Origin of the sequence: Bacillus cereus, assembly GCF_025917685.1 — a bacterium.
Taxonomy (GTDB): domain Bacteria; phylum Bacillota; class Bacilli; order Bacillales; family Bacillaceae_G; genus Bacillus_A; species Bacillus_A cereus_AT.
Genome location: NZ_CP089518.1, coordinates 4,544,955 through 4,558,651 on the forward strand (window position 1 = coordinate 4,544,955; position 13,697 = coordinate 4,558,651).

Genomic DNA, 13,697 nt, shown 5'->3' on the forward strand with positions numbered 1-13,697 from the left:
CATTAAATGAAAAGGATGGTATATAAATATGAGTACTGTGAATGTCCAAATTGGTTTACATGAATTATTGAACGGAAGCAATGCACAGATTCAACTAAGTGTTCCGCAATTAGTGGAAAAAGTATTAATGCGAAATGAAGGGAAATTAACTTCTACTGGTGCCGTTTCTGCTTCAACAGGAAAATACACAGGACGTTCTCCTAAAGATAAATTTATTGTGAAGGAAGCATCGGTTGCTGACAAAATTGCTTGGGGAGCTGTGAACCAACCGATTTCTGAAGAACATTTTAATAAATTATATACGAAAGTTTTAGAATACTTAAAAGAAAAAGAAGAGTTATTCGTCTTCAAAGGATTTGCTGGCGCTGACCGCAGCTATCGCCTACCAATTCAAGTTGTTAACGAATACGCATGGCATAATTTGTTCGTACATCAATTATTTATTCGTCCAACTGAAGAAGAATTAGCAACTCATGAATCAGAGTTCACAATTGTTTCTGCACCAAACTTTAAAGCAGATCCAGCAGTTGACGGTACAAATTCTGAAGCGTTCATTATGGTTTCATTTGAACAACGTATCGTGCTAATCGGTGGTACAGAATATGCTGGAGAAATGAAAAAATCAATCTTCTCTATTATGAACTTCTTACTACCTGAACAAGACATTCTTTCTATGCATTGCTCTGCAAACGTAGGTGAAGAAGGCGACGTAGCACTATTCTTCGGTTTATCTGGAACAGGTAAAACAACATTATCCGCTGATCCAAACCGTAAATTAATCGGTGATGATGAGCACGGTTGGTCTGATAACGGCGTATTCAATATTGAAGGCGGTTGCTACGCGAAATGTGTAAACCTTTCTCATGAGAAAGAGCCACAAATCTTCGATGCAATCAAATTCGGTTCAGTTTTAGAAAACGTTGTCATTGATGGTCAAACACGCATCGCTGACTATAACGATACTACTTTAACAGAAAATACACGTGCTGCATACCCTATGCATGCGATTGACAATATCGTACTGCCAAGTGTTGCAGGACATCCAAATACAATTATTTTCTTAACTGCTGATGCATCTGGCGTATTGCCTCCAATCAGTAAGTTATCAAAAGAGCAAGCTATGTACCATTTCTTAAGCGGTTACACTAGTAAACTAGCAGGAACAGAGCGCGGCGTTACATCTCCGCAAGCTACATTCTCAACTTGCTTCGGTTCACCGTTCTTACCACTTGATGCATCTCGCTATGCTGAAATGCTTGGTGAAAAAATCGAGAAACATGATGCGAAAGTATTCTTAGTAAACACTGGCTGGACTGGTGGCGAATACGGCGTTGGTAAACGTATGAACTTAGGTTATACTCGCGCAATGATTCAAGCAGCATTAAGCGGAGAACTTGCAAAAGCTGAAACTGCGAAACACGATATCTTCGGTCTTGAAGTTCCACTTCACGTACCAGGTGTACCTGACGAAGTATTAATGCCTGAACAAACTTGGGCTGATAAAGATGCTTACAAAGTGAAAGCAATTGAACTTGCAAACGAATTCAAAGCAAACTTCAAAAAGTTTGATAGCGTTTCTGAAGATATTATTAACTTAGGCGGCCCAATCGCTTAAGTATAAACTTTCTGTTGGAATAACCCTTTTACTCATATGAATAAGTGTCGTGTAACCGTAAAGTTCCGCGTACTCACCGACAAAACCCAATGCGGCTTAACGGTTACACACACTTACATAAAAAAGAAGCTTACGTGAAAAACGTAAGCTTCTTTCTATATCTTATATAAAGTGAAACTTTAATCTCTTCATCTGTGACTTAGCTCATAAAATTCCATACCAATAACTCATGAAATTACAGAAAATTCATTTTATAATCATTCATTTTTAATTTTTATGATAAATTTTACATATACAGGAAAGGAGGAGGACTATAAAAAATTTTTTTCGTACAGGAAAAACTTTTTTAAGTTATGGAGCGATCCAAATGTTTTGGGGACTTGTGATGCTTAATGTTAATTTATTTGAGCATACAAGTGAAACGATAAAATACATTATTCTAATTACCGGAATAGTTTGTTGTATTGTATCTAACTTTTTTAAAGAACCTAAGAGTCATACTAATAAGTGATTTACTGTTAACTTAGTGGAAGCAGAAACCTGCATTTTATGCAAAGTTACGCTTCCTGTTGTACTATCCATCCCTGGATCCTCTATTCTATCTAAAAAAGAGTTTTTTTATCTTTTTATCTTTTTTTAGCTCTTTGTTAATTCTTTCTCATCTTTCATACTATAATAGCCTAAATTAACAACAATTAAGAAATAACCGCCCAAAATGCCTACTGCAAATGCCCACATAACCATATGGTGCTCAATTTCGTACATAATCACAGCGCCCAAAATGGCAGCTGCAAAACGATTAAACATACCGAGCGTCGGCGCTTTTGTCTTCTTTACGATACTATCTCCAAGCTTTTCAATTCGTCTCCCTAAAAGCCAAACACAGTACATACTTACAATAAGTCCAATTCCAGCACCTAGAAAATGAGCTGAAAACGGTGTTAACATCCAGCCTAATAACAGAATACCTAGTAGATAATACGATTGAATTTTAAACGATCTTAATGACATACTAATCATGCTGTACCCCTCTTCAGTAGTTTTTATCTATCCAACAAAAGCTGTATAACTCATTTCTTTCGAGTTCATACTACTTAAAATTCATTCCAAATTAAAAACAACATAAACAATGTGTTTATGTTGCTCAAATATTTTCAGGAAATAATATTATACAAGATTTCAAACATTATATTCTCATGATTTGTGACGTTTTTCCAAACATTTTTCGTCCATTTATGAAAAAAGTGATATCAATCTATGAACATACGGATATGATGTAATAAGCACATAAATAAAGGGGGCGTCTAATGATTTATTTTTTAATGGCTCTCATTCACCTCATTATCCCTGCACTTATTGGACTTTCATTGTATTGGTACACGAAAAATCATAGTATTTTCTACGCTGTCCTCGGTGTTCTTCTTCCAGGTATTATTCTTATCACACTCTTCCGTATTCCATTTTTAAACTTAATTCCACTTATTACTGCTATCTTATTTCTCGTCTTCTTACCAAAAATAAAAAAATAGGAAAGCAGATCATAGGTGATCTGTTTTCCTATTTTGATATAGGTTCCCCCGCAGTAGGATGAACTTTTACTTTCTCCGATTTCACAAACCATAGACCGAAGAAAATAATAATTCCACCGATTATTTGTTGAAACGATACATATTCATTTGCCCATATGGCCGCAAATAAGACAGCAACGAGCGGCGTAATATACATATATACCATCGTATGTGATGCTCCAATTTTTTGAATACCAACATACCATATCACTAAACCAAATACTGTTACAAAGAAAATAGAATATAGTAAAGCAAATAGTGTCATTCCGTGCGTAATGTGAAATGGCATTAAAAATACATGTGGACCACTTAACAATAAGAGCGGAATCGCACCAACTAGTGCAGACCATGCAGTAACACGTAGTGCTGAATATTTTTTAATTAATGGTCCTGCTAAAACAGGATAAAGCCCCCAGCATATCGATGTAATTAGCCCAATTCCATTTCCATAAAAAGAACTAGCAAGTGAATGCCCTGCTACTAAAACTAATGCTACACCAAAAAAGGCAATCATTGAACCGATTAACTTTCGAGAAGAAAACTTTTCTTGTTTCAAAAAAATCGCAAATACAGTTGTAAAGATAGGTGAAATAGAAATGAGTAAAGAGGCATTTGTAGCGGATGTATATTTGACAGTTTCCATAAATAATGTTTGATACAGTACAATACCTACAACGCTAACGATGATTAATCTAGGTATATCCTTTCGCTCCATATAAACCGACTTTTCAATAAAAAATGTAAGGAGTAACATAAGCGGTGCTGCCGATATCATCCGAAGTGCAGTAAACTCAATTGCTGTAAATTCTAAAAGTCCATATTTCGCAATTGTAAAATTAATCCCCCAAATAATAACGACACTTAAAATTAATAACTCAATCCCCCATCTTTTCATGCGCAACCCCCTCCGCAAAGAAGATTATACAGAAAATTCAATCATATGTACATTTCATTATGTGAAAAAATTCATAAGAAAAAGGAGCATATTATACACTCCCTCTCTCTTCATTATACTCGAACATGTAACTTCATATTTGGATTATAAAACTGGCTTGGGCTCTTCAGCTGAAAAGTCCCTCCACCTTCATGCCAATCAACTGTTAACTTATCATCCATAAATACAAGCTTTGTGCGGTCTGCAATAAAATTTAGTACGCTTGATTCGATATCTACATCGCGCTCATCTTTCTCTGAAACGGCTACTAAATCAATAATCCCACTCATGACACAACCGCAACCTTCATTATCATAAAATAACTTTATATATTTCGTTTCACTTGGAATCGTATCCATAATCTTTTTATATGCTGCCTCTGTTACAGTAACGTACATGTGTGAACCTACATCCTCTCTTCTCGCATCATTTATATATTGTACCACCATTTTTCTTAAATTTTATATACAGAAAATTAAGACTACTATACAATATATGTGATAAAGTGAAACTTTAATCAGGGGGATATCCATCCCCCTCTGATTATTAGCCCTCGCCAATCAGGCTTTTACGGGCAGTTAATACACGATAACGGAGGTTGTATCACTGATGTTCAAACTACAGCGATATCCCACTTTCTTAGGTCTATTAGGTAGCTTTTTTATTTCTATCGGAATGGTATTACAACATATACTTCCCTATTCTCCTTCTATTGGCTGGATTCTAGGTTTTATTTGTTTCCTATCCGCTTCTTATTTTTCCATAAAAAACAAAAACAACTAACAAAGTAAGAATTATCTTAAGGAGGATTACTAAACATGCCAGCCTTAAAAGAAATAGAACAATCACTTAATCATTTATTCCAAATTAAAAAATACGGAAAAGACAGTGCCTTTAGTCGCTTCATTCCAGCTACATATGATCAAATCCAGTTTCCATGGCAACAATTTTTCGAAGCAAATTTTGTTGAGCTATTTAACGGTCTTATGATAAGAGGTGCTGAAAATGTAAACACAACCTTTTTAGCTGTGTTCCCAACTGATGATGTTCTCGAAAAATTCATTTCACAATCCATGCCAGGTGATTTACTCTTCATGCACCATCCACTTGTGATGGAGTGTGGTGATCCACTCGGAAAATCAGGGCACGGATTTATTCCAATTTCATCAAAATATTTGCAGGCAATAAAGGAAAAACAACTTTCTATATATACATGTCACGTTCCAATGGATTTTCATCAAACGCATGGAACTAGCATTTCAATCGCAAAAGCACTACAAGCCAATGTAATTGACGGATTTGCTTACGGTGGTCCAGATAACGAACCGGTCGGTCTCATTTGTGAAATAGATGAAACAACAACAGAAAAACTCCAAAAACGTCTAAAAAAGCTCTTTAATATTCCTTATATAGACTTCGAAGGTAAACAACACGATTCCATCAAGAAAATTGCAATTATCGCTGGCTGCGGCGATGTCGTATCTTTAATGAAAGAAGCAGAAGAAAAAGGTGCTGAAGCATATATTACAGGAGAAATCCATTGTCATATCGACAATGATTACGGCAAGCATAAATACTCGCTCATTATGGATTACGTAAAAGAAACAAACATGTCACTCATCGGTGTGTCACACTCTGCCTCTGAATATTTAGTGAAAGAGACATTGATGTATGATTGGTTTAAAGAGAATTTTGATGCGGACGTTACTTTGCTTCCACAGGAAAAATGGTGGTTATAAAACCTTAGTTATCGAACTAATAAGACCTCCCCTATTTTTAAAATCTATATACACAATACAATTGACCACACAAAAATATAGAATCTACAATATATATATAGTGGTTCTACTTTTATAATAGATTTTCAAAAATATAGAAAGGAGAAAGTACATGTATCAACGCAATTGTTTTAGCTGTGACGGTAGACGTAACAGTAGTTCTATCGGAAGCACTGGACCTACTGGCGCTACAGGACCCACTGGTGCTACAGGACCTACTGGCAATGCCGGACCTACTGGGGCCGGTTTGCAAAGTACTACCGCTTTTAGTCTAGCAGCCGCTCCTAACTATAAAACGGGACAAGTTGTGACTTACACGAGTAGCGGCTATGTTGTAAAAAAAGATGCACCTCAAGGTTTTCCGAATGTATCTCCAGATTATATCGTATTAGTAGAAGCTGGTCCTACTGGAAGCACTGGACCTACCGGCATTACTGGGACTACCGGGGGCACTGGACCTACTGGCATTACTGGACCTACTGGCATCACTGGGACTACCGGGAGCACTGGACCTACTGGCATCACTGGGACTACCGGGAGCACTGGGACTACCGGGAGCACTGGACCTACTGGCATTACTGGACCTACTGGAAACACTGGATCTACCGGAATCACTGGGACTACCGGGAGCACTGGACCTACTGGCATTACTGGACCTACTGGAAACACTGGATCTACCGGAATCACTGGGACTACCGGGAGCACTGGACCTACTGGCATTACTGGACCTACTGGAAACACTGGATCTACCGGAATCACTGGGACTACCGGGAGCACTGGACCTACTGGCATTACTGGACCTACTGGAAACACTGGATCTACCGGAATCATTGGGACTACCGGGAGCACTGGACCTACCGGCATTACTGGACCTACTGGAAACACTGGATCTACCGGAATCACTGGACCTACTGGCATTACTGGACCTACTGGAAACACTGGATCTACCGGAATCACTGGACCTACCGGGAGCACTGGACCTACCGGAATCACTGGGACTACCGGGAGCACTGGACCTACTGGCATCACTGGGACTACCGGGAGCACTGGACCTACCGGCATTACTGGGACTACCGGGGGCACTGGACCTACTGGCATTACTGGGACTACCGGAATCACTGGACCTACCGGGAGCACCGGACCTACCGGGAACACCGGACCCGCTGGAAGCAGTTCAGCAAAAAGCATCCTTTTCCAAGGAACTAACACTGAGTTTCAACGTATAGCAGGTGCTCCAGCAGTTGATTCCAATATTATTCCTTATGTAGTTGCTGGATCTGGAAATATAGCTGGTTTTTCTGCATCTATAAATGTAAATAATTTGCCTATAGAAGTTTATACAATTCAAATCTGCACTAATGTCCCAACAAACCTTTCCGCCCCTACCTCTAATCACGTTATATCTACTATTACTTTTACCACTACGGCCAAAATCACTGGAACAATCACATTTACTATTACTCCTTCAGACGTTGGATCACAGCTAGTCCAAGTGTATGATCCTACCCCTTTACCAGGACCTGCCACTGTTATTTGGACTAGTACAACAACTGGAAATCCAGTTTCCAGAGGAGATGCATTATGCCTTTATATTAGCCCTGGGATTACTGACAGTGCTATATACTCCATTTTTCTAATTACCTCTATTTAAACTGTACTCTATAGAAAAAACTTTAATCAGTAGGGGGATCCCTTCCCTACTGATTATTGGTTCAACCAATTGGATCTTAGCGCAAGATAAATCAAAAAAACATCACTTTTGATTAAGTGATGTTTTCTATTTATCTCTTACACTATCATTAAATCGGCAACATAATCTCAACAGTCGTTCCAACTCCAACTTCACTTTCAAAGTTCAATTTACCGTGGTGATCTTTAATAATTTTTTCCGTAACTACTAATCCTAAGCCTGTTCCAGTTTCTTTCGTTGTGTAAAAAGCTTCATTTAGCTTCGGAATTTTATCTTTTGGAATGCCGCATCCCTCATCTATAATTTGAACAATTATCACATCTTCCACTATAACTTTTACAGTAATAGTTCCGCCAACTGACATTGCTTCAATCGCATTTTTTATTAAATTAAAAAATACTTGTTTCAATCGTTTTTCATCACATGTAATTGAAGGTATATCTTTACTATAAATAGCATGGATCTTTATCCCTTGTTCTAAAGCTGGCTTTTCCATAACTCTGATAACATAAGAGATGATTTCTTTAATATTATGAGTTTCGGATTCTACCGATTTAGATTTCTCAAACCCATTTAGTTCTGTAGCAATCGTATGAATTCGCTCTACTTCCTGTCTCATAATTTCACTATAAATCTTATCTTCTGGATATTTTTTCGCTTGCTTATTTACAAGTTTTTTCAATTTTTCTAACGGTCTTCTAATCTTATCACCAATTACTGTTGCCATTTTTCCAACCATCGCCAATTTTTCTACCTTTTGTATTTCTTTGTCCATCATTTCAAGTGTACGAACGTAAGATTGGAATCTTAAAAATATAATCCAACATATAATAACAAACACGCTATATAATGCTATTGGGATAAGAATAATAAAGGATTGAACAACGAATCCCATAAGTGCATATTTTCCAACAATAGTTCCGGCAACTAACCAAAAGTACCTCTTATTCACAAATATCGGTGCAAATAAAATAAAGAATCCTTCTACTATATTCCCGCCATCAAATTCCATATCACTTCCGTAATAAATAGTGAAGTTATTAATAAAATCCAATATATTATAGCCAATTAAAATAATATACTTCACAATATAAGGCTTTTTCCGTTTCATAAAATAAAGTCCTATAAAGAATAATCCAATCATCAAACTATATAGCCATAGACCTAAGCCTTCTCCAAAAACATCTGCTAGTTTTTGATTTTCATCTGATAAAAGGACACTAGCCTTTTCAGTAAAATCATACGCAAAAAATATAACGAAGAATAAGCTTAAAAACATTTTTAATGCCTTTATCTCTTCTTTTTCAAATATATTGTCTTTTTCCATATGATAACTCCTTTAACAACACCTCTTAATCTTGTGTCACATCGCGCCCACATTTTTTCGGGAGCAGTATTTCTACTCTCGTTCCTTTCTTTACTTCACTAGAAATGTGTAATTCTCCAAGATGCTCCGTAATAATTCGCTCTGCTACCGTAAGACCTAATCCAATTCTATCTTGCTTTGTTGTATAAAAAGCATTCTTAACTCTTCCTAAATTATCTTTTTTTATCCCAAAGCCACTATCTACTATACTTACTATTACGTAATCTCTTTTTTTATTTTCAACTTGTATTTTTAATGTTCCACCATGTTCCATTGCCTCTAAAGCATTTTTAATAACATACAAAAATACTCCTTTTAATTTGCGTTTATCACATTCAATTTCACTTCTATTTTGCTCTTCATTAAAGGTGCAATTTATATTTAACTCTTCCATTTTTCCGCGCATGTTTTCTACCGCTTGTACTAAAACATCACTTACAATGTGTTTTTCATAAACAGAAGGTTTACATGTAGCAACCTCCATTAATTCACTAATCATATTATTCATATTTTCTATTTCAAGAATCATTTGTCCATATGTTGCATCTTTTTCGTGTTTCTCTTTTTGTAATTGCGTAAACCCTTTTAATGAAGCAAGTGGATTTTTAATTTCATGTCCGACTGTCGCTGCCATTTTTCCGATAACCGCCAATTTTTGTGACTGACTTGCCTCTGCAATACGTCCCTTTACCGCTGAAAGATATTCTAAAAATCGATTTAAAATAATAAATGACACGAAAAGTAACACCATATTTATAACAAGAGGTATAAACAAGTTAAGTTCTCCAAATACAAATAGGTATATCATATATTTCCCTATAAGAAATGGTGCTAAGACAAATAAATATCTTTTACTCAAAAATATCGGTACGAAGAAAATGAAAATATATTCAATTACATTCCCTTCATCAAATGCTATTGTATTATGAAAAGCATACCATCCAATATTAAAAATCTCTGCGATCATGTATGCAAATAAATATGTATATTTAACTAAATATGCTTTTCCTCTCTCAAATAAATAAACACTAATACCTAATATAGCCATAATATATGCAAGCTTCCATATCACTTTATACCAATTTCCTAAAGGCATTTTATTTTCTAATATAATCACGTATGCAACCTCGTATACAATTAAAATAACATGCATTACCCATAAGAAAATCTGAGCGTTTTTCTTTTCTTCTTTAGCTGATAGAAAACTCTCTCCCACTTCAACACCCCTTCAAAAGAATACCATTTATTATAATAAATGATTTTCATAGACAAACAAAGATAAATTGAACAAATGAGGAAAATCAATCCATAGATAATATACTTCTTCAGACCATATGTAAGCATAAAAATCATGAAAAATAATACGTATAATATGGGAGGTGCTTTATATGGACGGTCGTGAAAATAAAAAAATAGAACAGTTACAATCCTTTACAAAAGACAATGAAGGAAAAGAGATGACAACAAATACAGGTGTCAAAATTTCAAATGATGAAAACTCTTTAACCGCCGGCGATCGTGGTCCTACACTTTTAGAAGATTTCCTTATGCGAGAAAAACTCGCTCATTTTGACCGCGAACGAATTCCTGAGAGAGTCGTGCACGCCCGCGGTTACGGAGCACATGGTGTTTTTGAGCTATATGAATCTTTAGAAGACTTAACAATGGCTCATTTTTTACAAGACCCATCTAAAAAAACACCTATTTTTATTCGTTTTTCCGAAGTTGCTGGATCAAAAGGTGCAAATGAAACGAACCGAGATGTACGAGGGTTTGCTGTTAAGTTTTATACAGAAGAAGGAAATTTCGATTTAGTAGGAAACAACATTCCAATTTTCTTCATTCAAGATGGTATTAAATTTCCGGATCTTATTCATGCTCTTAAACCCGAGCCACATAATGAGATTCCCCAGGGGCAAACAGCACATGATACTTTTTGGGACTTTATCGCCAATAATCAAGAATCAGCTGCGATGATGATGTGGATTATGTCGGATCGCTCAATTCCGAGAAGTTTTCGAATGATGCAAGGATTCGGCGTTCATACATTTCGCTTAGTTAATACGCACGGAAAGTCCCGATTCGTAAAATTTCACTGGAAGCCTAAGCTTGGCGTTCACTCGTTAATTTGGGATGAAGCTCAAAAACTAGGCGGTGCTGATCCAGATTATCATCGCCGTGATTTATGGGAAAATATTAATGCTGGAAACTACCCTGAGTATGAACTTGGCATTCAAATTTTAGAAGAAGAGGATGAATTTAAATACGATTTCGATATATTAGATGCAACAAAAATTTGGCCGGAAGAAGACTTCCCTGTTAAAATCATCGGAAAAATGACGTTAAATCGGAACGTTGATAACGTATTTGCTGAAACAGAACAAGTCGCACTGCATCCTGGAAGCATTGTCCGTGGTATTGATTTTACAAATGATCCTCTCTTACAAGGTAGGCTCTTTTCTTATACAGATACACAATTGGCGCGCGTCGGTACAAACTATCAAGAATTACCGATTAATCGTCCGATATGCCCGTTTCATAACAACCAAAGAGATGGTGCTTCTAAATATATAATTGATAAAGGGAAAGTCGCTTATCATAATAACTCCTTAGCTAATAATTCTCCTTACACTGTCCCTGGAACAAAGGGTGGATTTGTTACATACCCTTCTACTGTATCTGGGCATAAAACGAGAGAAACAGCTGCAAGTTTTAAAGACCACTTCTCACAAGCACGCTTATTTTGGAATAGTATGAGTCATGTCGAAAAAATCCATATTATACAAGCCTTCTCCTTTGAATTAGGAAAAGTAAAAAGTAAATCTGTTCGCCAACAAGTCGTAAGTATGATTGGTCATATTAGTACAGAATTGGCTACTTTAGTCGCAGAAGCGGTCGGGGTAACAGTACCCAATGTTCAAAAATCCAATGTCACAAAATCATCTCCAGCACTCAGTATGGCAAATACAACATTTAGTCCAAGTACATTACGGGTAGGTGTCATTGTTGCAAACGGGTATGACGGACAAAACGCACAATCTATGCTTCAGCAATTCAAACGAGTCGGTCTGCAGCCAGTAATTATTTCTGAACGATTAGGTATAGTGCAAGGAACACAAAATGTACAGTGGGATGTAAATGATACTTTTTTAACAGGATCTCCACTTCTTTACGATGGCCTACTTCTTATTGGTGGAAATATTGATGATCATTTTCTTAATAAAGCAAATTCATTTGTAGTAGAATCATATAACCACTTTAAGCCAATCGGGGCTTTCCAAAATGGAACTACTATTATTCAATCTTTAAATATTGAAGGAAAACCTGGCGTTATAACAGAACAAAACCCTACTCTATTTGCGAATGAATTTATTCAGGCAATGACAAAACGGCGCTTTTGGGAGAGAGCCTATTAAAATGTATGAGGAGGATATATCATGTTCGTTACAGTGGAAAAAGATGTACATATTTTTGTGCAAGATATGAACCCAGATCCTGACAGTAAAACTGTTTTCTTCGTACACGGATGGCCTTTGAATCACCAAATGTTTCAATATCAATTCAATGTTTTACCACAGCACGGTTTTCGCTGCGTCGCCATGGACATTCGCGGAAACGGGCAATCTGATAAACCATGGACCGGTTACACATACGATCGTTTAGCTGACGATATCGCAATTGTATTAGAAGCACTTCAAATACAAAATGCTACGTTAGTTGGTTTCTCAGTCGGCGGTGCTCTTTCTATTCGATACATGTCCCGATATAACGGTCGCCATATTTCTAAACTTGCATTAATCGATGCCGTCTCCCCCTCTTTCGTAAAAAACCAACAATCCCCTTACGGCGTACCGAAAGAACAAGCAGATACCCTTATTAATCAAATGTATGTAAATTTGCCTAAATTTCTAAATGATGTATCTTTATCATTTTTTAATAGGAACTTAGGAGCCGCTACGTTAGAATGGTTTTCTTATCTCGGTATGCAGTCCGCTTCCTATGCTCTCATCAAAATTTTGCAAGCTGCTGCAAACGAAGACGTAACGAAGGACTTAAGTAAAATTAACGTCCCAACAAAAATATTCCACGGTGTTCACGATCAACTTATTCCTTATAAAAGCGCTGAGCTAACAAAAGAGCGAATTAAAAACTCTGAAATATACCCTCTTACAAATAGCGGGCACGGCTCTCCTATCGATCAAGCGGATGAGTTAAATAAAGAACTTATTAAATTTTTAAATTCATAGTTACTTTACAAAAAAAGAATTTGCCCTTACGGCAAATTCTTTTTCTTAACTACCTTTTTCTATCGATTTAGAAGACACCGGAATGAACAATGATTTATCTATTTCCTTCTTTTCCTGTCTTTGTTCATATGGCTCTTTCTTTGTCTTTTTATACATAGAATATAGATTACTACCTTGCTCTTTCTTTATTCCTTTGATCATCATATGTAAAACGAATATAGAAACAGTAAAGAATAGTCATAGAATACGTATACGGTTCAATAATTCGTTCAAAAAAGGGAATTGACTGCATAGTGTTCGTATCAATATGTGCAATCTCCTTTGGAGAAGCTAACCTCTGTAAAAATGTAATAAAGTCAAGCTTATTCCCTAGAAACAAATCATCTAATTATACACTAAACGAAAGATTCACACACTTCTCACAAATCAATCAATAAATCGATTCTATTTTAATTTATACTAAATGTACAGGTAATATTCCCTAAACCCAGACTGTCTG

12 protein-coding genes and 1 pseudogene are annotated in these 13,697 nt (G+C 36.3%); 7 read left to right on the forward strand and 6 right to left on the reverse strand.

The annotated features are described in order from the left end of the window. Window positions 1-28 precede the first annotated feature (28 nt). Both pckA and LUS72_RS23670 read left to right on the forward strand, forming a co-directional pair. Window positions 29-1,615, forward strand: coding sequence for a phosphoenolpyruvate carboxykinase (ATP) (pckA, locus tag LUS72_RS23665; RefSeq protein ID WP_097829597.1), 1,587 nt, complete (start codon window positions 29-31; stop codon window positions 1,613-1,615). Window positions 1,616-1,928: 313 nt separating this feature from the next. After that, on the forward strand, window positions 1,929-2,126 hold the full coding sequence (locus tag LUS72_RS23670) for a hypothetical protein (RefSeq protein WP_264449080.1): 198 nt from the start codon (window positions 1,929-1,931) through the stop codon (window positions 2,124-2,126). Window positions 2,127-2,251: 125 nt separating this feature from the next. Here the strand turns inward: LUS72_RS23670 and LUS72_RS23675 are convergent, their stop codons facing one another. After that, window positions 2,252-2,635 (reverse strand): ATP synthase subunit I, encoded by a 384-nt coding sequence (locus LUS72_RS23675; RefSeq protein WP_097829595.1) that lies wholly within the window; start codon window positions 2,633-2,635, stop codon window positions 2,252-2,254. A 287-nt stretch (window positions 2,636-2,922) separates the two neighbouring features. On the opposite strand from LUS72_RS23675, the gene LUS72_RS23680 reads away from it, so the two are divergent. Further along, the gene (locus tag LUS72_RS23680; protein WP_000639043.1) at window positions 2,923-3,144 is read left to right on the forward strand and encodes a hypothetical protein; all 222 of its coding nucleotides are present in this window, start codon (window positions 2,923-2,925) and stop codon (window positions 3,142-3,144) included. Between the two features lie 28 nt (window positions 3,145-3,172). Here the strand turns inward: LUS72_RS23680 and LUS72_RS23685 are convergent, their stop codons facing one another. Both LUS72_RS23685 and LUS72_RS23690 read right to left on the reverse strand, forming a co-directional pair. Continuing rightward, on the reverse strand, window positions 3,173-4,078 hold the full coding sequence (locus LUS72_RS23685; protein ID WP_097829594.1) for a DMT family transporter: 906 nt from the start codon (window positions 4,076-4,078) through the stop codon (window positions 3,173-3,175). Between the two features lie 113 nt (window positions 4,079-4,191). Beyond that, the gene (locus LUS72_RS23690; protein ID WP_000289574.1) at window positions 4,192-4,515 is read right to left on the reverse strand and encodes an iron-sulfur cluster biosynthesis family protein; all 324 of its coding nucleotides are present in this window, start codon (window positions 4,513-4,515) and stop codon (window positions 4,192-4,194) included. A gap of 420 nt (window positions 4,516-4,935) precedes the next feature. Here LUS72_RS23690 and LUS72_RS23695 point away from each other — a divergent pair, with 420 nt between their 5' ends. Beyond that, entirely contained in the window at window positions 4,936-5,856 is a 921-nt protein-coding gene (locus tag LUS72_RS23695) for a Nif3-like dinuclear metal center hexameric protein (RefSeq protein WP_097829592.1), read from the forward strand. Between the two features lie 151 nt (window positions 5,857-6,007). After that, complete coding sequence (locus LUS72_RS23700; protein ID WP_272502240.1) at window positions 6,008-7,546, forward strand: collagen-like protein; 1,539 nt, start codon at window positions 6,008-6,010, stop codon at window positions 7,544-7,546. 148 nt (window positions 7,547-7,694) lie between these two features. On the opposite strand, the gene LUS72_RS23705 is transcribed toward LUS72_RS23700, so the two are convergent. Both LUS72_RS23705 and LUS72_RS23710 read right to left on the reverse strand, forming a co-directional pair. After that, window positions 7,695-8,912, reverse strand: a complete 1,218-nt coding sequence (locus LUS72_RS23705; protein ID WP_097829591.1) for an ATP-binding protein — start codon at window positions 8,910-8,912, stop codon at window positions 7,695-7,697. Window positions 8,913-8,937: 25 nt separating this feature from the next. Then, the gene (locus tag LUS72_RS23710; protein WP_097829590.1) at window positions 8,938-10,167 is read right to left on the reverse strand and encodes an ATP-binding protein; all 1,230 of its coding nucleotides are present in this window, start codon (window positions 10,165-10,167) and stop codon (window positions 8,938-8,940) included. A gap of 172 nt (window positions 10,168-10,339) precedes the next feature. Between LUS72_RS23710 and LUS72_RS23715 the strand changes: the two genes are divergently transcribed. Both LUS72_RS23715 and LUS72_RS23720 read left to right on the forward strand, forming a co-directional pair. Continuing rightward, a complete protein-coding gene (locus LUS72_RS23715) occupies window positions 10,340-12,367 on the forward strand; it encodes a catalase (RefSeq protein ID WP_264448353.1) in 2,028 nt (675 codons plus the stop codon). A 21-nt stretch (window positions 12,368-12,388) separates the two neighbouring features. Then, window positions 12,389-13,198: an alpha/beta fold hydrolase gene (locus LUS72_RS23720; protein WP_097829588.1), complete on the forward strand. Its 810-nt coding sequence runs from the start codon at window positions 12,389-12,391 to the stop codon at window positions 13,196-13,198. A gap of 45 nt (window positions 13,199-13,243) precedes the next feature. Here LUS72_RS23720 and LUS72_RS27295 read toward each other — a convergent pair. Beyond that, window positions 13,244-13,435 (reverse strand): annotated as a pseudogene (locus tag LUS72_RS27295) (hypothetical protein); the annotation flags it as partial. Window positions 13,436-13,697 lie beyond the last annotated feature (262 nt).